This window comes from Flavobacterium akiainvivens (assembly GCF_001278115.1).
Classification (GTDB): Bacteria; Bacteroidota; Bacteroidia; order Flavobacteriales; family Flavobacteriaceae; genus Flavobacterium; species Flavobacterium akiainvivens.
Genome location: NZ_LIYD01000005.1, coordinates 954,382 through 977,523 on the forward strand (window position 1 = coordinate 954,382; position 23,142 = coordinate 977,523).

At 41.8% G+C, this 23,142-nt stretch carries 21 protein-coding genes; 14 read left to right on the forward strand and 7 right to left on the reverse strand.

Features of this window, described 5'->3' with window-relative positions; translation table 11 throughout:
* Positions 1 to 244: 244 nt before the first annotated feature.
* The 5 genes from AM279_RS04345 (at position 245) to AM279_RS04365 (ending at position 8,009) form a co-directional block, all read left to right on the forward strand.
* Positions 245 to 2,797 (forward strand): ATP-dependent Clp protease ATP-binding subunit, encoded by a 2,553-nt coding sequence (locus AM279_RS04345; protein WP_054406419.1) that lies wholly within the window; start codon positions 245 to 247, stop codon positions 2,795 to 2,797.
* Between the two features lie 111 nt (positions 2,798 to 2,908).
* Positions 2,909 to 3,934 carry a hypothetical protein gene (locus AM279_RS04350; protein ID WP_143090456.1) on the forward strand — a complete coding sequence of 342 codons (1,026 nt, stop codon included), beginning with the start codon at positions 2,909 to 2,911 and terminating at the stop codon, positions 3,932 to 3,934.
* Between the two features lie 390 nt (positions 3,935 to 4,324).
* Complete coding sequence (locus AM279_RS04355) at positions 4,325 to 6,544, forward strand: NADP-dependent isocitrate dehydrogenase (protein ID WP_054406421.1); 2,220 nt, start codon at positions 4,325 to 4,327, stop codon at positions 6,542 to 6,544.
* A 67-nt stretch (positions 6,545 to 6,611) separates the two neighbouring features.
* The gene (locus AM279_RS04360) at positions 6,612 to 7,040 is read left to right on the forward strand and encodes a hypothetical protein (protein WP_054406422.1); all 429 of its coding nucleotides are present in this window, start codon (positions 6,612 to 6,614) and stop codon (positions 7,038 to 7,040) included.
* Positions 7,041 to 7,274: 234 nt separating this feature from the next.
* Positions 7,275 to 8,009 (forward strand): hypothetical protein, encoded by a 735-nt coding sequence (locus AM279_RS04365; protein WP_054406423.1) that lies wholly within the window; start codon positions 7,275 to 7,277, stop codon positions 8,007 to 8,009.
* Between the two features lie 73 nt (positions 8,010 to 8,082).
* On the opposite strand, the gene ychF is transcribed toward AM279_RS04365, so the two are convergent.
* The gene (gene ychF / locus AM279_RS04370) at positions 8,083 to 9,177 is read right to left on the reverse strand and encodes a redox-regulated ATPase YchF (protein WP_054406424.1); all 1,095 of its coding nucleotides are present in this window, start codon (positions 9,175 to 9,177) and stop codon (positions 8,083 to 8,085) included.
* A 213-nt stretch (positions 9,178 to 9,390) separates the two neighbouring features.
* On the opposite strand from ychF, the gene AM279_RS04375 reads away from it, so the two are divergent.
* Positions 9,391 to 9,906 (forward strand): hypothetical protein, encoded by a 516-nt coding sequence (locus tag AM279_RS04375; RefSeq protein WP_054406425.1) that lies wholly within the window; start codon positions 9,391 to 9,393, stop codon positions 9,904 to 9,906.
* A gap of 143 nt (positions 9,907 to 10,049) precedes the next feature.
* On the opposite strand, the gene AM279_RS04380 is transcribed toward AM279_RS04375, so the two are convergent.
* The 3 genes from AM279_RS04380 to AM279_RS04385 form a co-directional block, all read right to left on the reverse strand.
* Entirely contained in the window at positions 10,050 to 10,901 is an 852-nt protein-coding gene (locus tag AM279_RS04380) for an IS3 family transposase (RefSeq protein ID WP_054406426.1), read from the reverse strand.
* A gap of 14 nt (positions 10,902 to 10,915) precedes the next feature.
* A complete protein-coding gene (locus tag AM279_RS20810; RefSeq protein WP_054410124.1) occupies positions 10,916 to 11,344 on the reverse strand; it encodes a transposase in 429 nt (142 codons plus the stop codon).
* Positions 11,345 to 11,483: 139 nt separating this feature from the next.
* On the reverse strand, positions 11,484 to 11,834 hold the full coding sequence (locus tag AM279_RS04385; RefSeq protein WP_054406427.1) for a 4Fe-4S dicluster domain-containing protein: 351 nt from the start codon (positions 11,832 to 11,834) through the stop codon (positions 11,484 to 11,486).
* A 72-nt stretch (positions 11,835 to 11,906) separates the two neighbouring features.
* Here AM279_RS04385 and AM279_RS04390 point away from each other — a divergent pair, with 72 nt between their 5' ends.
* The 3 genes from AM279_RS04390 (at position 11,907) to AM279_RS04400 (ending at position 15,292) form a co-directional block, all read left to right on the forward strand.
* A complete protein-coding gene (locus AM279_RS04390; RefSeq protein WP_054406428.1) occupies positions 11,907 to 12,965 on the forward strand; it encodes an acyl-CoA reductase in 1,059 nt (352 codons plus the stop codon).
* A gap of 82 nt (positions 12,966 to 13,047) precedes the next feature.
* Positions 13,048 to 14,124 (forward strand): 3-phosphoserine/phosphohydroxythreonine transaminase, encoded by a 1,077-nt coding sequence (gene serC, locus AM279_RS04395; protein ID WP_054406429.1) that lies wholly within the window; start codon positions 13,048 to 13,050, stop codon positions 14,122 to 14,124.
* Between the two features lie 202 nt (positions 14,125 to 14,326).
* Positions 14,327 to 15,292 carry a D-2-hydroxyacid dehydrogenase gene (locus tag AM279_RS04400; protein WP_054406431.1) on the forward strand — a complete coding sequence of 322 codons (966 nt, stop codon included), beginning with the start codon at positions 14,327 to 14,329 and terminating at the stop codon, positions 15,290 to 15,292.
* A gap of 97 nt (positions 15,293 to 15,389) precedes the next feature.
* Here AM279_RS04400 and AM279_RS04405 read toward each other — a convergent pair whose 3' ends face one another.
* Positions 15,390 to 16,700 (reverse strand): NAD(P)/FAD-dependent oxidoreductase, encoded by a 1,311-nt coding sequence (locus AM279_RS04405; protein WP_054406434.1) that lies wholly within the window; start codon positions 16,698 to 16,700, stop codon positions 15,390 to 15,392.
* Positions 16,701 to 16,957: 257 nt separating this feature from the next.
* Between AM279_RS04405 and AM279_RS04410 the strand changes: the two genes are divergently transcribed.
* Complete coding sequence (locus AM279_RS04410) at positions 16,958 to 17,950, forward strand: YihY/virulence factor BrkB family protein (RefSeq protein ID WP_054406437.1); 993 nt, start codon at positions 16,958 to 16,960, stop codon at positions 17,948 to 17,950.
* Positions 17,951 to 17,974: 24 nt separating this feature from the next.
* On the opposite strand, the gene AM279_RS04415 is transcribed toward AM279_RS04410, so the two are convergent.
* Positions 17,975 to 18,472: a GNAT family N-acetyltransferase gene (locus tag AM279_RS04415; RefSeq protein WP_054406440.1), complete on the reverse strand. Its 498-nt coding sequence runs from the start codon at positions 18,470 to 18,472 to the stop codon at positions 17,975 to 17,977.
* A 148-nt stretch (positions 18,473 to 18,620) separates the two neighbouring features.
* Between AM279_RS04415 and AM279_RS04420 the strand changes: the two genes are divergently transcribed.
* On the forward strand, positions 18,621 to 19,895 hold the full coding sequence (locus AM279_RS04420; protein ID WP_054406442.1) for a hypothetical protein: 1,275 nt from the start codon (positions 18,621 to 18,623) through the stop codon (positions 19,893 to 19,895).
* Between the two features lie 91 nt (positions 19,896 to 19,986).
* On the opposite strand, the gene AM279_RS04425 is transcribed toward AM279_RS04420, so the two are convergent.
* On the reverse strand, positions 19,987 to 20,679 hold the full coding sequence (locus tag AM279_RS04425; protein ID WP_054406444.1) for a DUF421 domain-containing protein: 693 nt from the start codon (positions 20,677 to 20,679) through the stop codon (positions 19,987 to 19,989).
* 149 nt (positions 20,680 to 20,828) lie between these two features.
* Here AM279_RS04425 and AM279_RS04430 point away from each other — a divergent pair, with 149 nt between their 5' ends.
* The 3 genes from AM279_RS04430 (at position 20,829) to AM279_RS04440 (ending at position 23,129) form a co-directional block, all read left to right on the forward strand.
* On the forward strand, positions 20,829 to 21,377 hold the full coding sequence (locus AM279_RS04430; protein ID WP_054406446.1) for a type 1 glutamine amidotransferase domain-containing protein: 549 nt from the start codon (positions 20,829 to 20,831) through the stop codon (positions 21,375 to 21,377).
* A 90-nt stretch (positions 21,378 to 21,467) separates the two neighbouring features.
* A complete protein-coding gene (locus tag AM279_RS04435) occupies positions 21,468 to 22,238 on the forward strand; it encodes a dienelactone hydrolase family protein (RefSeq protein WP_054406448.1) in 771 nt (256 codons plus the stop codon).
* Positions 22,239 to 22,307: 69 nt separating this feature from the next.
* Positions 22,308 to 23,129, forward strand: a complete 822-nt coding sequence (locus AM279_RS04440) for a hypothetical protein (protein WP_054406451.1) — start codon at positions 22,308 to 22,310, stop codon at positions 23,127 to 23,129.
* The last annotated feature ends 13 nt before the right edge of the window (positions 23,130 to 23,142 follow it).

Below are 23,142 nucleotides of genomic sequence, written 5' to 3' on the forward strand. Positions count from 1 at the left end.
TTAACAGTTATATCAAAACGTGCCAATATACGCAATTTTATCGGGTTTGTAATCGTTTGAATTAAGAATTTTAAAGCATTTATCAACAGTAAAATAAAGGGCTGCGGTTAATAAACTATTACTAAAAGCCTTTTATTTCTCACATTTTTTTTGTCACTTAGCATGACAATACTTCATGTAGGTATGATTTTTGTAAAATGTTATGTAAATAATTACATTTACGATATATAGAAAGGAATTATTTATGGATGATAATTTTTCACCAAGGGTCAAAGACGTCATTACCTACAGCAAGGAAGAAGCCTTGCGCCTGGGGCATGACTTTATTGGCACCGAGCACCTTATGTTAGGCATGTTGCGAGATGGCAACGGCAAAGCCATATCCATCCTTACCAACATAAACGTTGACCTTGACCACCTGCGTAAAAAGGTAGAGATATTAAGCCCTGCAAACCCTACAGCAGAGCGCAATAACGAAAAAAAGAACCTTCACCTTACACGCCAGGCCGAAAGGGCTTTGAGAACTACCTTCCTGGAGGCTAAAGTGTTTCAAAGCACCAGCATTAGCACCGCACACCTGCTGCTGTGTATTTTGCGCAACGAGAACGACCCTACCACAAAGCTGCTGAACAAGCTTAAAATTGATTATGAAACTGTTAAAGAACAATTCATTAGCATGACATCAAACGAAGAAGATTTTATGGAAAACCTGCCAAAGGCAGAGTCCTATAACGACGATCCGGGACAAGATGACAGCCTGCGTGGCGACAGCGGCTTTAGCAACCCTGCTTCCGGAAACAAAGCCAACAAAAAATCAAAAACCCCGGTTCTTGATAACTTTGGCCGAGACCTTACTGAACTTGCCGAAGAAGGCAAGCTTGACCCTGTTGTGGGCCGTGAAAAGGAAATTGAGCGTGTAAGCCAGATCCTTAGCCGCCGCAAGAAAAACAACCCGCTGCTTATTGGCGAGCCGGGTGTAGGTAAAAGTGCCATTGCCGAAGGGCTTGCACTGCGCATTATACAGAAAAAAGTATCGCGCATACTGTTTAACAAACGCGTTGTAACGCTGGACCTTGCCAGCCTTGTGGCCGGCACCAAGTACCGCGGACAGTTTGAAGAACGCATGAAAGCCGTTATGAACGAGCTTGAAAAGAACGACGATATCATTCTGTTTATAGATGAAATTCACACCATTGTGGGGGCAGGTGGTGCTACAGGTTCGCTTGATGCAAGCAATATGTTTAAGCCTGCCCTTGCCCGTGGCGAAATACAGTGCATTGGCGCAACTACCCTTGACGAGTACCGCCAGTATATTGAGAAGGATGGTGCCCTTGAAAGGCGTTTCCAGAAAGTTATAGTTGAACCTACAAGCGTAGCGGAAACTATCACAATCCTGAACAACATCAAGAACAAATATGAAGACCACCACAACGTTATTTATACCGATGAGGCTATCGAAGCGTGTGTAAAACTTACGGACCGCTACATGAGCGAGCGTTTCCTTCCGGACAAGGCTATTGATGCGCTTGATGAGGCAGGTAGCCGCGTGCACATTACCAACATTGATGTACCTAAGCAAATACTTGACCTTGAACGCAAGCTTGAGGAAGTGCGTGAGCTAAAAAACAGCGTGGTTAAAAAACAGAAATACGAAGAAGCTGCCAAGCTTCGCGACGACGAAAAACGCATTGAAAAAGACCTTGCCATTGCCCAGGAGCAGTGGGAAGAAGATTCTAAAAACAACCGCGTTACCGTTACCGAAGACAACGTGGCCGATGTGGTAAGCATGATGACCGGTATACCGGTAAACCGTATTGCTCAAACTGAAAGCAACAAGTTAGCTAAACTACCGGAACTCATTAAAGGTAAGGTAATTGGCCAGGACGAGGCAGTACAAAAAATTGCCAAGTCAATACAGCGCAACCGTGCTGGGCTTAAAGACCCTAACAAACCCATAGGCTCATTTATTTTCTTAGGACAGACCGGTGTGGGTAAAACCCAGCTTGCCAAGGTTATTGCCAAAGAATTGTTTGACAGCGAAGACGCATTGATACGTATAGACATGAGCGAGTATATGGAAAAATTTGCCATATCGCGCCTTGTAGGTGCGCCTCCGGGATATGTAGGTTATGAAGAAGGCGGGCAGCTTACTGAAAAAGTACGCCGCAAGCCTTACTGTGTAGTACTTCTTGACGAGATTGAAAAAGCCCACCCTGATGTATTCAACATGATGCTTCAGGTGCTGGATGACGGTTTCTTAACCGATAGCCTGGGCCGTAAAATTGACTTTAAGAATACCATTATAATAATGACTTCTAACGTGGGTGCCCGCCAGCTGAAAGATTTCGGGCAAGGCGTAGGCTTTGGTACTTCTGCCAAAAAATCACAGGCAGATGAGCACACCAAAGGCGTTATTGAGGCTGCATTAAAGAAAACTTTTGCTCCGGAGTTCATTAACCGTATAGATGATATAATTGTGTTTAATGCTCTTGAAAAAGAACACATTGACCAGATTATTACCATTGAGCTACAAAAGCTGTATGCAAGGATTAAAGACCTTGGCTACAACATTCAGCTGAGCCAGAAGGCAACTGATTTTATTGCCGAAAAAGGTTTTGATAAGCAATATGGTGCAAGGCCTCTAAAACGCGCAATACAAAAGTATGTAGAAGACGTTCTTGCCGAGGAAATCATTACCTCTAAAATATCAAGCGGTGATGAAATTTTTATGGATCTTGAAGATGGCGGCAGCGAACTGGCTGTTACCATCAAAAAAGCTGAAAACCCTGCAAGCTAATACAGCTACAGTAATTTTTATATTGAACCCCGCATTAGCGGGGTTCTTTTTTTGTCTTTACAATAATCAGGGCCTTTTTTGTGTTTATAACAGCAGCCTAACCAACATTCTATGCAAAAAATCATTTTACTTCTCTTTCTTGTTATCAGCACAACTGTTTGCCATTCACAAAACACAGGCAGTATGTATAACAAGCATACTAACGCTGCAGAACTTTACATTATTGATAATAATTACACTGCAGCACTCAATGAATATCAGGCAGCCTTTAATACCGGAGTAACTTTTGCACAGGATTTGTATAATGCGTGCGTGTGCTCATCTAAATTAAACGACAAACAAAAACTTATCGCATTATCAACCCAACTTGCCAAAACAGGAGTGGGCAGTAATTTCTTTAAACGCAATACCTTTAAAAAATGGCTGGATGATAGTGATATGGCTGCAATAATTAAAGAAGCTGATACAATAAGGCAAAAATTTCAAAACACAACCAAACAGTACACGCAAGGGCTTAGAACATTTTTCATCAAAGACAGTACCTACAATAGGCTAAGGCAGACCAAATTTGCAAGTGAATATGAACTGCCTGATACTTTACAAAACCTTTTTAAAGAAAACACCAAAAACCTACTGGCTTATTTAGAAACCAATGGGTTTTATAACGAAAAAAGAATCGGTGCAAAAGTTGTAAATGATACATTATTGGGTCCATTCACGCAATCTGATATTGTAATATTACATTATCTTGAAATGGGTAATGATACGGCAACTGTTTCTGCTATAAAACATCTGTTATTACAACAATTAGACAACGGCACTGTTAAGCCTTATCAGGTTGAAGCATTCATTATTTTAAGCCACGGCATTTTTGAAGACATAGGGCACTGGAACTACCAAATCTATCAATGCGGCCTTTACAGGGCAAATAAGATTGAACATGAGTCGGCAATTAACGTGTCCAGGGCAAAATACTATATGGACTACCTTGAAGGATTTGAGAAGAAAATAGTGTTCCATTATTCACGCATCTCAGATTTTGATATACGGCAATACATCATAAAAAGCCCTGTGCATGATGTTGATTTCTTTAATTCGGCCTATCATAACATTGCAACTCTTGTAAAATGCAACTAAAGCCCCATATTTTAACGGCTAATTCTTGCTGAACAACAATTAAAATACTCAAACAGCAAACTTTTATAATTTTAAAATCAACCCACCCCATCTAAACACAGGGGCATAACTTATATAGTTCAATTAGTGCTAAAACACCCTATTTACAATTCATTAAAAATTTGGGAACCAATTACCAATAACAAAAATTCTACATCGTTTTTTTACGAATTTAAGATTGACCATTTGCTGTTACTTTTGCTATCTTTGCGAGCCTTGCTTTTTAATTTGGGGTTAGTGTGCGTGCATACTGTTTCCAAATGCATTTTGCAGGACATAACAAACAAACATAAGTAACCGTATAACAACATCCTTTTGCCACGTTTGCAACAGGTTTTTAAACAAAACACAATGTCTACATCTAAAATCTACTACACGATAACTGATGAGGCCCCTATGCTGGCCACCCATTCGTTCCTTCCCATTGTTCAGGCATTTGCCTCAACTGCCGGGATTGAAGTAGAAACCAGGGATATTTCGCTTGCAGGCCGTATCCTTGCCAACTTCCCTGAAAACCTTACTGAAGACCAGAAAATAGGCGATGCCCTTACAGAGCTTGGCCAGCTTGCCAATACACCGGAGGCTAACATTATTAAGCTTCCAAACATTTCGGCTTCTGTACCACAGCTTAAAGCCGCCATTAAAGAACTTCAGGAGCAGGGCTTCAACGTGCCTAACTACCCTGAAGATGCACAAACTGAAGAAGACAAAGCCGTTAAGGCAAAATATGCAAAAGTATTAGGTTCAGCAGTTAACCCTGTACTTCGCGAAGGTAACTCAGACCGCCGTGCGCCTAAGGCCGTTAAAAACTACGCCAAAGCACACCCACACTCAATGGGTGCCTGGAGTGCCGACAGCAAAACACACGTTGCCAGCATGAACGAAGGCGACTTCTACGGCAGCGAGCAATCGGTTACCGTTACAGAAGCTACCGATGTTAAGATTGAGTTTGTAGGTACCGATGGCGCTTCAACTGTACTAAAAGCGTCTACCCCGCTTAAAGCAGGTGAAATCATTGACAGCTCTGTGCTTAACCTTGCCAAGCTAAAAGCATTTGTTTCTAAAGAAATCGAAGATGCAAAAGCTACGGGCGTACTATTCTCAGTACACCTTAAGGCTACCATGATGAAGGTTTCTGACCCTATCATCTTTGGTGCTATAGTAGAGGTATTCTACAAAGATGTATTCACAAAATATGCCGACCTGTTTAAGCAGCTTGGTGTTGATACCCGTAACGGCCTTGGCGATGTGTATGCCAAAATAGCCGGCACACCACAGGAAGCTGAAGTTAAGGCTGCTATTGAAGCGGTTTACACTACTGCCCCTGCCCTTGCTTATGTAAACTCTGACCTTGGTATTACCAACCTTCACGTGCCAAGCGATGTTATTGTAGATGCTTCTATGCCTGCAATGATTCGTACAAGCGGCCAGATGTGGAATGTAGAAGGTAAGCAGCAAGATACTAAAGCCATCATTCCGGACAGGAGCTACAGTGGTGTATATACTGCAACTATTGACTTCTGCAAGAAAAACGGTGCTTTTGACCCTGCTACTATGGGCAGTGTGCCAAACGTGGGCCTTATGGCGCAAAAGGCTGAAGAATATGGCTCTCACGATAAAACATTCCAGGCTACGGCTAACGGTGTAATTAAAGTGGTTGACAGCAACAACGGTACTGTATACATGGAGCAGGCTGTAGAGGCCGGTGATATCTTCAGGATGTGCCAAACTAAAGATGCACCTATTCAGGACTGGGTTAAGCTTGCCGTTAATCGCGCAAGGCTTAGCGATACCCCTGCTGTTTTCTGGCTTGACGAAAACCGTGCACACGATGTACAGCTTATTGCCAAAGTTGAAAAATACCTTCAGGACCACGATACAGACGGTCTTGACATACAAATACTTGACCCTATTGCCGCTACAAACTTCTCTCTTGGAAGGATTAAAGAAGGTAAAGATACCATATCAGTTACCGGTAACGTACTGCGTGACTACCTTACTGACCTTTTCCCAATCCTTGAGCTGGGCACATCGGCTAAAATGCTTTCTATCGTTCCGCTAATGAACGGTGGAGGCCTGTTTGAAACCGGCGCAGGCGGTTCTGCCCCTAAGCACGTACAGCAATTTGTAGAAGAAGGTTACCTGCGTTGGGATTCGCTTGGTGAGTTCCTTGCGCTTGGTGTATCATTCGAGCACCTTGGCCAAACCCAAAACAACAAAAAAGCACTTGTACTTAGCGAAACGCTTGACCAGGCTAACGAGAAATTCCTTGAGAATGATAAGAGCCCTGCACGCCGTGTAGGACAGATAGACAACCGTGGTTCGCATTTTTACCTTGCGCTATACTGGGCACAGGCCCTTGCTGCACAGGATAAGGATGCCGAACTTAAAGCTACCTTTACCCCTATTGCTGCAGAGCTGACTGAAAACGAAGCTAAAATAGATACTGAACTTATTGCAGCACAAGGCAAAGCACAGGAAATAGGCGGTTATTACCACCCTGACAATGCTAAGACCGGCGCTGCCATGAGGCCAAGTGAAACGCTTAACAGCATACTGGCTAAGCTGTAACAAATCAAAAAAATGCATCACAATTTTACTATTGTGATGCATTTAATTCATAAAAAACAATCTTAAAATGAAAAAAATCATCTCGCTATTATTTCTTTTAGTTGTAGTTTCGGTTAATGCGCAAACGCAAATTGGAAAAGTAGCACCTTTAGGTTCGGGATCCATAATACTTGAAAAATACGATACATATTACAAGTTTGAATTTAAGGATATAAAATACCAAACTAAAGATGTAAAAGCATCATTTATGCTTACCGGTACAGAAGAAGACCTGCAAAAGCTTTATGATGCTATTACCAAAAAAATGGAAGCAAAAGAAGAAGCTGACGTTGATATAGCCTTTGGCGAAGATACTGTAAAGCTGCATTTTGAAAAAAATATGGGAACAATGAGTTTCCAGTTTAAAAAGTATATTGCTAAAAGTATTTCTGAAGATACTTCAGACAGTACATATATGACCCGCAAGCAAATTGATAAGCTTTTTGGAAAAAAATAATCAGCTTAACAGTTAAATATTAATCAAGCTATCCCTAATCGGATAGCTTTTTTTTTACTCCGCTCCCAACCTTTACACAATTATACTGCTCTATATATAAAAAGGCTGTTATGAAAGTAGGAATAGTATGAAATTACCTCAGATTAAATACTAACTAACTCAAATTAATTGTGGAAGCTGCCCCGGAAACGGGGCAGTTTTTTATTTACATTTACAATAAAATCCAGCTGCTTTATGAAAAACCTCCTTCCCTACCTCGCGGGCCTTTTCGGCATTGCGCTGTGTTGCTTTTTGATATCTGCCAAAGGCATAAAATCTAATAGAGAAACTACAGGCTTTGTAGCCGATTCCGGTTATATAACACCAGCCAACGTGCTTCAACTGCTAAAGATTGACCCGTCAGATACACTTTACACGATTGACCTGAACGCTCCTGTAACCGACACCCTTGGCAAGTACTACAAAATGGCAAACGGCAACTACATATCCAGTGTTCGCGTTATTGCACACTATGGCTATATGCTATGCGAAGCCAGGCCTGACGGTACTGTTTTAAAGAAGGAAAAATACATCTTTAATAACTTTGAATGCTGCTGGAACGGTATAGATAACTGCTTGCGTAAATATGGCAATTACTACACGTTTTTAACCTGCGGTACAGGTACAGCCTACTGCGGAGGAGAATTGTATGTATTTAATGACATAATACCACAGGAAAAACAGGTGGGCATAACCGAATCTATATGGGCTTGGACAGGCAAAAAAGACATTTACAAAGATTTAAGCTCTAAAATGGAGATGTCCGGCGATACAGTTATCATGCATTATACACATTGTTTTTATCGCGAGAAAAAGAATGGCAAACATAAGGTAAAAAAAGAACAGCACCTTGATGCTAAATATATACAGCAAAATGGCAAGTGGGCAGCAATAGATTCTGTAAAAGTGAATGCCTTCCTATATCAATAAAAACGCCCCGCGATTGCGGGGCGTTCTATATCTAAAACACAGTCTTAATACTTAATACTGTAATCTTAATACATTATACGTTGAACCTGAAGTGCATTACATCGCCATCCTTCACAATATATTCCTTACCTTCAACACGCAGTTTACCGGCTTCTTTAACTTTAGCTTCAGTTCCAAAAGTTACATAATCGTCATATGCAATAACCTCTGCACGGATAAAGCCTTTTTCAAAATCAGTGTGGATAACACCTGCAGCCTGTGGTGCAGTGTTGCCTATGTTTATAGTCCACGCCCTAACCTCTTTTACACCGGCGGTAAAATACGTTTGTAGCGTAAGCAACTTGTATGCCGCACGTATAAGTGCGCTGGCGCCCGGCTCTTTAAGGCCAAGGTCTTCCAGGAACATCTGGCGCTCTTCAAAGGTTTCAAGCTCGGTAATATCAGCCTCAGTACCTACAGCAAGATACATTACTTCGGCATTTTCGTCTTTAACAAGCTCACGTACCTGGTCTACATACTTATTTCCATTAACGGCAGAACTCTCGTCTACGTTACATACATACAGCACCGGCTTTGTAGTTATAAGCTGGAACGCCTCTAAAAGGTCGGCTTCGTCCTGGCTTTGTGGCTGCACGGTACGGGCGCTTTTAGCCTGTAGCAGGGCATCTTTTATCCTTTCAAGCAGGGCTACTTCAACCTGGGCTTCCTTAGCGCCCACTTTAGCTGCCTTACGCGCTTTTTCAAGGCGTTTTTCAACAGTTTCAAGGTCTTTAAGCTGTAGCTCTATATCAATGGTTTCTTTATCGCGGATAGGGTTTACGCTGCCGTCTACGTGTACAATATTGTCGTTATCAAAGCAACGCAACACGTGTATAATAGCGTTACACTCGCGTATGTTGCCCAAAAACTGGTTACCAAGGCCTTCGCCCTTGCTGGCACCTTTTACAAGGCCGGCAATATCTACAATATCTACAGTGGCAGGCACTACGCGTTCAGGGTTTACCAGCTCTTCAAGCTTTAAAAGCCTTGGGTCGGGCACGTTTACCACACCCACGTTAGGCTCAATAGTACAAAACGGGAAGTTGGCACTTTGCGCCTTGGCGTTAGACAAACAATTAAAAAGGGTCGATTTGCCCACGTTTGGCAATCCTACTATACCTGCTTTCATTATAGGTTGTTGTTTTTTGAGGGTGCAAAGATAGGTTTTTTTAAGGTTCTGAGCAACTTAGGTTCTTAGGTTCTGAGCTTTCTTACTCATCTGGGCTAAGCGCCTCAGTACCTAAGCACCTCAGAACCTTTTATGACTCTTTTAGACTTTCCTTAAAACTCTCTTTAACACTACACAACTACCTTTGTATGAGCAACCTAAAAACTGAATATCATGAAAAATATAGCAATCGCAATACTACTGTCACTTGGCCTTTCGGCTACTGCACAGGATAAAAACAAAACAGAAGAGATAAAAACCACAACTGTTACGGTTAATGATGGTACGGGTAAACCTAAAAAGGTAACCAAAACTGAAACGGTGACTTCTAACCAAAACATTCAGCTTAAAGATGCTGATAGCAAAAAACTAAACAAAGAAGCCACTTATACTAACCAGGAAGTAAGCAGGTCTACAACCATATCGGGCGATGGCGTGCCTACCTACTACAGCCTTAATGGTGAACAATATATTTTTGTAACTGATAAATCAGGCTACAAAATTGCATCTCCTAACGACAGGAACTATGCCGTGGTACGTAAAACCGCTAACGGCCAATACATTTACAGGACAAAAGACAGTACCTCTATAGGGTATTTTAACGATAACGGCGATTTTGTTGTAGAAACTTATGATGATAAAGCCGATGGCATAACAATACAGACGTTTACAAAACAAAAGGATAATTAGATTGTTAGATATTTCGATTGTCCGACTTTACGGATAGACTAAGTGATGCTGTCGAACAATCTAAAAATCGAATTATCGAATCTAAATTGCTGACTAGTCCTAAAATAACGATACAGGATTAATAATAGTAAAAATACATTTTTTTAGACAGAAGTAGCTTTCGGGTTACTTCTGTTTTTTGTTTTATAGGTTTTCATTTTGATACTGCTTTGCAGGTGCATTTTGTTTGGAGTCAGCATATAATTTGACCAATGTGGCCTGATTTGATTATACTTATTTATAACCTCCGCTACCAGCTTTTTCATTAATGATAATTCAAGATGGTAAGCGTCAATCATAAACTCCTGTTTTAATATTCCATTTACCCTTTCCGCTACTGCATTTTCATAAGGATCTGAGTTTTGAGTCATACTACATTTCAAGTTACATTTTTTTAATAAATATTGATACTCATCCGAACAATATTGTATTCCCCTGTCTGAATGATGTATTAATGATTCAGCCTTAAACATCCTGTTCTTATGAGCCATTTTTAGAGCATTAATACTGCCTTGTGTGCTCAGGGAATCAGACACATCATATCCCATTATCTTTTTAGAATAAGCATCTGTTATTAAGCTTAAATAACAAGGTTTATCCCGTTTCCCGATGTATGTAATGTCGGATACCCACACCTGCTCCGGTTTAGTAATATCAAGTTCTTTAATCAGGTTAGGATGCTTTCTAAAACGATGGTGTGACCATGTAGTGACATGATAACTCCTTTTAGGCTTTATCAGTAAATGATTTGCTTTTAAAATACTAAAGAACTTATCCCTTCCTACTTTTAAATCTTTAAGCTTATTATTAAGTATATGATACAATTTGCGTGTACCAAGCCGGGGTTGGGCTATGCGCTGTTCCTTTACAAGTCCTACAACCTGTTCCGCCAGGCTCCTGCGAAGCTTGACACGTTTAACACTTCGATAATAAACCTGCCTGTCTATCCCGAACAAACCACAGCTGAAGCTTAAGCTTTCCTGCCTTTTTTTACTGAAGGATTGGATTGTCCGGGTGGTAAGTTTTTTCTGATGTCAATATTATATTCCTTTTCCGCTAAGTCTATCATCATATCAAAAATAATAGCTTTAGAATCGGATATATGGTTTTGACTTTCAAGCTGGGCTTTCTGCTTTTCTAAAAGCTTTACTTTGGCCTCAAGTTCCATAATACGTTGTTCAGGTGTCTTTGGCATATTCGATGGTGTTTGATTCTCCCAATCAAAGTTACCATATTTCCTAAGCCAATTTACAACTGTTGAACGAGCCTGGATGCCATATTTTCTTTGCGCGGCATAAGTTGAAAGCTCACCCGATTCAATCTCTTTTACAATTTGAATCTTTAAACTTAAAGTGTAATCTTTTTGGGTACGCCTTACATAATTGTTTTGTCCTTCCATTTTGATACTTTTTTTGTGTATCGATATTTCAGGACGGGACATGCTATGAAACAAAAAAACCTGGAGTAAGTTACTTCAGGTTTTTTTTATGAATTCAGTCGAAAATTCAAACAATCGAAATATCTAACAATCCAAATAATTATTCTCCATGTAAAAACGATTGCCTGTTTAGCAGGGTTTCTTCGTCTTCTACATAATTATCATCGGGCACGCAGCAGTCTACCGGGCAAACGGCAGCACACTGGGGCTCGTCATGAAAACCTTTACACTCAGTACACTTACCGGGTACAATGTAATAAATATCATCGCTTATAGGCGTGTGGGGTGCATCAGCATCTACTTCTTCGCCGCTGGGCAGTACTATACTGCCACGCAGGCTGGTACCATCTTTATAGCGCCAGTCGTCTGCGCCCTCATAAATGGCCGTGTTAGGACATTCGGGTTCGCAGGCACCGCAATTTATACATTCGTCTGTTATAATGATAGCCATGGCTTACTCTTTAATATTATTAACGTAAATTTGCCGCAAAATTACGTCCAAATCCATTCATAAGCAAGCACCATGACGTTAACAGAAATAAAAAAAGCATTTACCACGCTGGGCAGCTTCCTGAACCAGTTTCATTTAAGTGGAAGCACTCACAACCAGGAGGTTCCGTTTAATGATACATTTTTTGAGAGCTTTATAAGCCTCATTAACCAGTCGCAGCACCACAACCGCTGGTTTACGCCAGAGCAGGTGTATTTTGCTGCTGAACAATGGGCAGAAGCCCTTACACCACAAAACCTTGACAATTGGCTTACCCCGTACACTATTAATAATACCCAACCCAAAACCGTAGCCCTTATACTTGCGGGGAATATTCCGCTGGTGGGCTTCCACGATTTTGTATCGGTTTTGGTTTCAGGCCATAAGGCACTGGTAAAACTGTCGAGTAACGACAAGCAGCTGTTACCTTTCCTTGCAAAATACCTGATTACAGTTGAGCCCGGCCTTGCCGAACAAATAACCTTTACCGAAGAAAAGCTTGAGGGTTTTGATGCCGTTATTGCCACCGGTAGCAACAACACTGCCCGCTATTTTGAATACTACTTTAAAGATAAGCCCAACATTATCCGTAAAAACCGCAACAGCGTAGCAGTACTGACTGGCAACGAAACACATGAAGAGCTTGTAGGCCTGGGCGAAGACATCTTCCGCTATTTTGGGCTTGGATGCCGCAACGTGTCGAAGCTTTTTGTACCGCAGGGCTATGATTTTAAGGCCTTTTTTGAGGCTATTTTTACCTATGGCGATATCATCCACTACGATAAATATGCCAATAATTACGACTATAATAAGGCTGTATTCCTTATGAGCAACTTTAAGCTGCTGGATAACGAATTCCTTACCCTTAAGGAAGACCCGGGCTATGCATCGCCTATATCGAGCGTGTTTTATGAGTATTATGATAAAATTGATGATATAAAACAAAAGCTTGGGGATGAGCATGAGCAGATACAATGCATTGTTAGTGGCAATAGCTTTGAAGGCGCAATAGCATTTGGCAATACCCAAAAGCCCGGCCTGAGCGATTATGCCGATAATGTTGATACAATTGCATTTTTGTCGAAAATTTAAGTTGATTTTTTACGTTATTCTTAGCGGTTATTCGGCACTTAATTAAGAAATTTGCCACACATTAAGTAACACTTCAACAATAATGAAAAAACACAACTTTAGTGCAGGGCCATCAATCCTGCCACAGGAAGTATTTGAAAAATCAGCACAGGCAATTCTTGATTTTAACGGTTCCGGCCTTTCAATCCTGGAAATATCGCACCGCAGCAAAGACTTTGTTGCCGTTATGGAAGATGCCCGCGCCCTTGTACTTGAGCTTATGGGGCTTACAGGCAAAGGCTACCAGGCGCTTTTCCTTTCGGGTGGTGCAAGCCTTGAATTTATCCGCGTGCCTTACAACCTGCTTACAGAAGGCGGCAAGGCCGCTTACCTTGATACCGGAACCTGGGCTTCGGCTGCCATAAAAGAGGCTAAGAAGTTTGGCTCTACCGAAGTTGTGGCTTCATCCAAAGACCAGAATTATAACTACATCCCTAAAGGGTATACCATACCGGCCGACGCCGATTACTTTCACTGCACCAGCAACAATACTATTTTCGGTACCCAGATGAACGAATTTCCGGAAACTGACGTGCCTTTGGTGTGCGACATGAGCTCTGATATTTTTTCTCGTGAGATTGATTTCTCTAAATTTGGCATTATATACGCCGGTGCACAAAAAAACATGGGCCCTGCGGGTACCGCGCTAATTGTAATTAAGGAAGAGCTGCTGGGCAAAACCGGCCGCAGCATTCCGTCGCTATTAGACTACAAGCAGCACATTGATAAAGAAAGCATGTACAACACCCCGGCGGTGTTCCCGGTATATGCATCTTACCTTACGCTGAAATGGCTTAAGGAACAGGGGGGCGTTACAGCTATAGAGGCCAAAAACAATGCTAAAGCAGCCCTGCTGTATGGCGAAATTGACCGCAACCCACTGTTTAAAGGCACTGCCCAAACCGAAGACCGCTCTAAAATGAACGTATGCTTTTTGCTTGAAAACGAAGCCCATACAGAGCAGTTTGACAAGTTATGGAAAGCCGCCGGTATCAGTGGCCTTGCCGGGCACAGGTCAGTTGGCGGATACCGCGCCTCTATTTATAACGCCATGCCCATTGAAAGCGTACAGGTACTGGTGGATGTAATGAAAGAATTAGAACGCACAGTAGCCCCCTAACCCCCAAAGGGGGAATTCTCACTCAGCCGACAATAGCAGTAACACTGAACCTGTCGAAGCGCATTTTGTCACTCCGAACGAAGCGCAGCGGAGTTGAGGAATCTTTATTTCGCAAAAAGTTAATCAGTCAAAAATAAATACAGTTTTCAGGTTCTGAGTGAAGCTCATTCTGATTTCTGAATTCTAAAATCTAATTTCAAAAATGAAAATATTAGCAAACGATGGTATCTCTAAAAGCGGCATTATAGCCCTTGAAGACGCCGGTTTTGAAGTTATAACCACCAAGGTAGCCCAGGAGCAGGTTGCCAATTACATAAATACAAATGATGTTGCCGTACTACTGGTGCGCAGCGCTACCAAGGTACGCAAAGACATTATAGATGCCTGCCCGGGCCTTAAAATTATAGGCCGTGGCGGTGTGGGTATGGATAATATTGATGTGGAATATGCCCGCGAAAAAGGCATCCACGTAATCAATACCCCGGCTTCGTCATCAGACTCGGTAGCTGAGTTGGTATTTGCCCACCTGTTTACCGGTGTGCGTTTCCTACACGATGCTAACCGCAATATGCCCCTTGAAGGCGACACCAATTTTGAAGCGCTTAAAAAAGCCTATGCAAACGGTATCGAACTTCGAGGCAAGACCCTTGGTATAATTGGTTTTGGCCGTATAGGGCGCTCTGTGGCGCGTGTGGCCCTTGGCCTTGGCATGAGGGTTATAGCATCAGATAAATTTGTAGGAGAAGCTGCTATCCGCGTTGACTTTTACAACGGCCAGTTTATTAATGTAGATATTGTAACCGAACCTATTGAACAAATACTTAAGGAAGCCGACTTTATTACCCTGCACGTACCGGCGCAGGAAGGCGGTTATGTAATAGGTAAACCGGAATTTGAAACCATGAAAAACGGCGTGGGTATTGTTAACGCTTCACGCGGAGGTGTGATAGACGAAGTTGCCCTTATTGAAGCGCTTGACAGTAAAAAAGTTGCCTTTGCAGGCCTTGACGTATTTGAAAATGAACCTACACCGGCTATACAGGTACTAATGCACCCTAATGTATCGCTTACACCACACATAGGTGCTGCTACCCTTGAGGCGCAGGACCGTATAGGCACAGAGCTTGCTGAGCAAATTGCAAGCCTGCTGAAAACTGAAAATTCTTAATTGAAATTTTTACAATATGAAGGCCATCCATTAGGTGGCTTTTTTTTGTAAACAGAATATAAAAAAACAAACCCGCCTTATTGGCGGGTTTTACAATTTATACCTTACTGCTTTCAGGCGAAGTAGCTGCCGGTGCCCCCGGTGCTGTCCTAATCTTTTTTTCAGGCCTTATAATCATACGCAGTGGCTGGTCCATACTAAAATAAGATACCATCCAGTTCCAGAACGTAACCAAACGGTTTCTTAAAGTAATCAAAGACATTAAGTGGATAAACAGCCACATAAGCCATGCAAGCAATCCTTTAAAGTGCATTTTTGGTTTAGGTAAATCTACCACAGCCTTGTTTTTACCAATAATGGCCATTGAGCCTTTATCGTGATATTTAAACGGGGTTAGTGCCTGGCCTTTTATTTGTTTTTTAAAGTTTTTGGCAAGGTGTTTACCCTGCTGTATGGCAACCTGTGCCACCTGCGGATGCCCTTTAGGCCAATCGGCATCGCTGGTCTGGAAACAGGTGTCGCCAATTGCATAAATATTGCTTGTGTTGGCAACCTTGTTATGCTCATCAACTATCATACGTTTTGCCGGGCCAAAGCTTTCTGCCGGAAGGCCATCATAAACGCGGCAACCCACACCGGCAGCCCAAATCAGGTTCTTTGCCTGTATGGTTTCGCCGTTGCTTAAATGCACAGTATCATCTACAAAATCGGTTACGCGCACGTTAAGCTTAATTATAACACCCAGTTTGCTAAGCGCATCATACGTATCTTTCTGGCTGGCCTTGCTCATAGGCGAAAGTAGTGCATCTGCACCATCAACCAGGTATACATTACTAATACTTGTAGCAAGTTCAGGATATTCTTTGCGCATAATACCTTTACGCATTTCGGCAAACATACCCGATACTTCTACACCAGTTGGGCCACCACCGGCCACCACAATATTCATATACTTTCGGCGCTCACGGCTGTTAGTATGCAGGGTGGCTTTTTCCATCCTTTGCAGCAGCTTGTTGCGCATTTCCAGCGCATCGTTAAGCGTTTTCATGGGTATGGCGTTTTTCTTCACGTTTTCCATACCAAAGTAATTGGTTTCAGCCCCGGTTGCAAATATAAGGGCATCATACTCAAGCTCGCCGTTATGCAGTACTGCAATATTCTCAGCAGGCCTAACAGCCACTAATTCGCCCATACGGAATGTAATATTTTCCTTATCACGGTAGTATTTCCTGAAAGGATAGCTAATACTTGAAGGCTCAAGGTAGGCTGTTGCCACCTGGTAAATAAGCGGCGGAAAAAAGTTATAATTGTTTTTGTCTACCAGAGTAACTTCAAAGTCTTTGTTGTTTGCAAGGTTGTTTGCAAGGTTAACACCTGCAAAGCCCCCTCCTATTATCACTACTTTCATGATGGAAAATGTTAGTTGCCAATTGATTAAAAATGCCCCGAAAAGCCCTATAAAATTAAGGCTTTTACTGTTAAATGGCAAGGCGCTTGGCACGCCCTTAACCCATTTTTATGAAATAATTTTGTTTTGCCCCATACCACCATTATACCCTTAAAAAAAGGCACTAAAAATTACCGTGGAATTTATAGATATGTTAATATTGTAGCATTCGCCTGACAGTATATTTACATTTGGATAAAAACGCACCACACCCAAAAATGAAGAAGATATTTACCAAAAAAACGCTTAAAAGCAGCATAACGGTTTTAAAGGAAACCTTTACCAGCTTTATGCAGGATAAAGGCCTTAAGCTTAGTGCATCGCTATCTTATTACACGGTCTTTTCTATGGCTCCGTTACTATTGCTTATTATTTCTCTTGCAGGGGCCATATTTGGGCAGGAAGCAAGCGAGGGGCGTGTTTTTGCCGAAATACACGACCTGATAGGCGACCAGGCTGCAGCACAAATACAACAGGTAATACGCAATATGCAGCTTTCGGGCAAAACAACACTATCTGTAGTTATAGGTGTAATAACACTAATAATTGGCGCCACAACCGTTTTTGGCGAAATACAGGACTCTATAAACATGATATGGAAGGTAAAAGCCAAACCAAGGAAAGGCTGGCTGAAGCTGATAAAAGACAGGCTGCGTTCGGGTTCTATAATTATAGGGCTCGGCTTTTTGCTTATGGTTTCGCTAATAGCCAATGGTGCCCTTGTGGGGCTAAATAATATTTTGAAGCAATGGTTTCCTGATTTTACCATAATACTGTTTAATGCCGCTAACATAGCCATTAGCTTCCTGGTAATAACTGTTTTGTTTGGTGTAATATTTAAAGTGCTGCCGGATGCCAAAATCAGGTGGCGCGATGTGCGTGCCGGGGCATTTTTTACAGCCTGCTTATTTCTTATAGGCCGTTATTTAATAGGCTTGTACATAAGCACTACAGCCGCCGGATCGCCTTATGGTGCAGCGGGGTCGCTTATTGTAATTTTACTTTGGGTATATTACACTGCCGCCATACTTTATTTTGGAGCAGAATTTACCCGTACTTATGCCATTTTTAAAGGGCGCAGGATTCAGCCTACTGAATTTGCTGTATTTGTAGAGCAACGTGAAATTGAACGTGAAGCCGCACCTATTACATCACATTTGCATAAAACAGTTGTAGAAAGTGATGCTCAACCCACAAAAAAGCCGGAATAACTAAATTCCGGCTTTTTTGTATTGTTAAAAACTTAGGGATTTCTCCATTACATAGTCTTCCATTAAGTATCCGTTGCCTATGTTTACATCTACAGCACCGGTGTTTGCATAGCCGTTTTTCTCATAAAAATGTATGGCCTTATTAAAACGGTTAACATTAAGTGTTACGGTTTCATTGCCATTTGCCTTAGCGGCATTTTCTACAGCTGTTATAAGTGCATGCCCCATGCCTGTGCCCTGTGTTTGGGGTAAAACATATAATTTATGGAGCTTGGTAACACCGTAGCGGTAATTAAGCTCATAAGATGCAAAGCCCAAATCTTTACCATCTATTGATGCCATTAAAAAATGATGCCCTTTTATGTTTAGCTGTTCAGTAAATGCCGAAGGGCTGTACATCATATCCATCATATACTCAAGCTGGGCTTCGCTCAGTATGCTTTTATAGGCATTATCCCAGGTTACATTTGCAATTTCAAATATGGTAGTATAGTCTTCCTGAGAGGCTTTTCTTATTTCCATTAAATTTTATTTGTAGCTAAAACCCAGTGTTTACGGGGCTTAGCATTTTTTGGTAAAGGTACATAAAAACTTTGGCACGCATATTGGATATTAACAAATCAAACAACAATAACGTTCCTATAAGTGTACCAAGAAATACTTTTAAGCTATGAAAACTTCAATCATTAATACCGCCCTCGTTGCCTTTTTAAGTATAGGCAGCATATTTGCACAAGATGTAACCACTGTTACTGCTAACAATACCGACATAAGCGATAACCTGGACCTCCAGGCTGTTGCATCTATATTTGGAGAATCGTCTGACCTGGAAGATTTTGAACGCAGGCTTAACGACCCAAAAAACCAGATATCTAACCTTGACCTTAACGGAGACAACCGTGTTGATTACCTAAGGGTTATAGAAGCCACCGAAAGCAATACACACGTTATAATACTACAGGCTGTTTTAGCTGTAGATACTTTTCAGGATGTAGCCACTATTGAGGTAGAGCGCGACAGCAGCAATAATGTAAGCGTTCAGGTAGTGGGAGATGTATATATGTATGGCCCTAACTACATTTATGAACCTGTATATGCCGTAAGGCCAGTAATGTTTAATGTGTTTTGGGCAAATACCTACCGCCCTTACTACTCACCGTGGTATTGGGGCTACTACCCTACCTATTATACCTACTGGACTCCGTATCCTGTATACCGTTACAGGAGACACATACACAACCACATAAACGTTCATAATACCTATGTGTATGTAGACAACCGCAGGAGCACAAGGGCCGTAAACATTTATTCAGGCCGCAGGCAAAATGCTTATGAAAGGCAGTATCCTAACAGGTCTTTTAGCAACAGGAATGCTAATGTAAGCAACAGGCGTGAGCTTGAACAAACCCGCGAAGTTGCCACAAGAAATAACAGCCGTGGTACAACAAACGGCAGGAGCAGCCTTACACCGGCTACAAATAATGGACGTAGCAACAGCACCATAACACGTGACAGGACTACAAGTACTGAGTCTAATGCTACAAGGATTAATACAACAACAAGAGGAAATGCTACCAGACCGTCTGTAAGTACTGAGACACCTTCAGTAAGGAATACCCCGGAAAGGACAAATAGTACCCCGGAAAGGATAACTACACCACAAAGGGCTAACAGTACTCCTGCAACCGTAAGGTCTACCCCACAAAGGACTACCACCATAGAGCAAAGAAGTACGCCAGCCGTACAACAAAGGAGCAATACTACCCCTGCAGTTAGGAATACGCCGTCTGCACCACAAAGACAGCAAAGTGTACCGGCAGTAAGAAACAGCGAGCCACAAAGGCAAAGCGCACCTGCGGTAAGAAGTACACCACAAGCTGCACCACGCCAAAGCGCTCCGGCATCTAACAGGGGTGGTAATAGCAGTGGCGGAAGAAGGGGTTAATAACCGGCAACATCAGCCGAAAGGCTTTATCATATTGATGTTATATTTGAGTTAGTTAGTTGAAAATCCGGGCATAAAATCCCCGGATTTTTTATTTTACGCGTAATACGTTTATGGCTTCTACCCATTCGTTTCGGTTACATACGGTGCATATACCTTTGGTAGGTTCCAGGTTTTGGGTATTGGCACAAAAAGTGCAGGCGTATACCCCACTTTTTGGTATATTAACACTCTTAAGGTCAAAAAGCTGCGGGCGAATGGGCAACCCGTATTTTACATATTTATCTTCATAAAAATAAACACTTATTGCCCCGTTAGTTTCTATGTATGCATTGCGCACCTGGCCCAAATGTTCAACTGAACGCAGACGCAGTTCGGCAAAAAACTCATCCTGCGCCAGGTCTTCTCGTTCAAAGCTTTCTATACTAAACTGGCCATCTTCTATTATACATTGCACCTTGCCTTCCATAAAGGCTTCAAAACGTTTGCTTTTGGCTAAAAGAAACGTTACAGTGCGGTACATCCCTAAAATAATAACAAATACCAGTATAGCCGGTATAAGGCCTACATCTTCATAAAACATAGGGTCGCCCGCCGCCGAGCCTAACGATATAATAATTACCACTTCAAATATAGACAGCTGCTTTACACCGCGCTTGCCCGTTAACTTTAAAGTTATCAGCACCACAACAAACATAATCACGGTGCGAAAAGCAACTTCAAATAAAAAGCTGGCCGGCAGGCTATTGAACAGCACCCTGTCCCACTCAAATGTATCTTTCATGCGGTTATAAGAATTATCTTTATAAAGTTACACATGCTAAAACTCTCATTAACAAACATTAGCACAACTTTAATACAGCATTGGGCGACGTCATCTGCATCGTGATGTAATTTTATAAAACACATTTTACTAACTAAAAAATTAAAATCATGAGCAAGAAAGTAGCCATACTGGCCACCCACGGATTTGAAGAAAGCGAACTTAAATCACCCAAAGAAGCCATTGAACAACAAGGCTGGACAGCTGAGGTAATTGCACCCGAAGCAGGCAGCATAAAATCATGGGCAGATAAAAACTGGGGTCCGGAATATACTGTAGACAAAACGGTAAGTCAGGTATCAGCATCTGATTATGATGCACTGGTATTACCCGGCGGGGTTATAAACCCAGATCATTTAAGGGTTAATGAAAATGCAGTAGCTTTTGTAAAGGCATTTTTTGACCAGAAGAAACCTGTTGCCGCTATTTGTCACGGCCCGCAAACGCTAATTAATGCCGGTGTGGTAGACGGCCGTAAAATAACATCGGTTAAAGCCATAAGCCAGGATTTGAAAAATGCAGGTGCAAAATGGGAAGACAGTGAAGTTGTGGTAGACCAGGGCCTTGTAACCAGCCGTACACCACAAGACCTACCTGCTTTTAACAAAAAACTTATAGAAGAAATAAAAGAAGGTAAACACGCCTTACAGCACAGTTAATTGAGGTTTAATTCTTAATTCGCTAAGCCCTTTTGCACCTTGCAGGAGGGCTTTTTGCTTATCTTTACAGTAACATAAACACACCCTGTAATGAAATTAAAATTTGCGCTGGTGCTGGCACTGGCAACATTTAGCATGAATGCACAACTTAAATCAGTTGCCTATACCGAAGGCAGCCAGAAACTAAACGGCTTTTCGGCCTCCCCAAAAAAAGCACTAAAACAAAAACCGGGTATTGTAGTACTGCCTGCCTGGATGGGCATTAACGACCATGCCAAAGAAGTAGCCACAAAATTATCAGACATGGGGTATTATGCTTTCGTAGCCGATATTTATGGCGAAGGTAACTACCCGGCTAATACACAGCAGGCCGGCGAAAAAGCAGGCTATTATAAAAACAATGTTGATGCCTACCAAAAACGCATACAGGCAGCAATAGACCAGGTTATAAAAGCCGGTGCCGATAAAGACGATATTGTTATTATTGGCTATTGCTTTGGCGGTACAGGCGCTATTGAAGCAGCACGCGCAGGCATGAACGTTAAGGGTGTGGTGTCTTTTCACGGGGGGCTGGGCAAAGATGCCTCGAGGCCAAACAGTGCTATAAAAGCCAAAGTACTTGTGCTGCATGGCGCTGATGACCCTTTTGTGCCACAAAAAGATATTGAAGGATTTCAAAAGGAAATGAAAGACGGCAAGGCCGACTGGCAAATGGTATATTATGCCAATGCCGTACACGCCTTTACCGAAAAATCTGCCGGGAATGACAACAGCAAAGGTGCTGCTTATAACGAAAGTGCCGACAGGCGGTCGTGGCAGCATTTTACAGATTTCCTGAACGAATTGTTTGGAAAACAATAAGTATACACACTATAAGGAACGCAATTAGCGTTCCTTTTTTTATATTTACAATTAAACCAATCAATCCTTATGAAATTTATCTGCACTATCCTCCTATCCTTATTTTTAATCCCTGCATTTGCTCAGCCCGATACAGCAACAAACAACAGTAATGACAGCACTTATGTAGCCGATTACTATAAACTGAGGGCCTTATACATAAAATATATTGATTCAAAAAAGACCACTAAAACGGACAAGCTGTTAAGAGAGTTTATGATGAAAGCCAAATTTGACGGTGAAATGAAAGAATTGGCTTCTGAAGACGGCCTTATAATTTGGGTGCGGGAAAACATAAAAAAAACAGCTTTTAGAAGTGTGGTAGAAGCCGATGAGCTTTGGCAGGAACTGCAAATTGCAAGACAGGTAAGGCCACAGGAAGAGCTTGACTTTTATGAAGAGGAAAAGAAAATGTCTGAAAAGCATGGCCGTAAGATAATCATGGATGTAAGGCTGAATCGGGGCGCTGGTGACCGCGACCCAAAAGAAGATCCCGAATATAAAGCCGCTTATGAAAAACTGAAAGCCCTTACTATTGAGCACAATAAGTCAGAAAGCTTTAGAAAAATACGTTCCTTAGATAAAGAGTATAGTAAAAAAGCCAATTTTGACCATAGAAAAGATAAAGTAGTTTTTCCAAAAACAATGTATGACTGGGTAGAGCAAAATTTATCGCGTACTACTTTTACCAGCCTTACTGATGCCAAAAGAGAATGGAATAAAATTGAAGACGCTAAGGCGGCTGAACGTAAAGAAAATGAAGCTTTTTATGACTTTAATGACGAATGCCTAAGCAAATATGGCCATTATATGACTATGGATATAATGATGGAAGTAATGACTATGGAATAATAACCAACCAAAA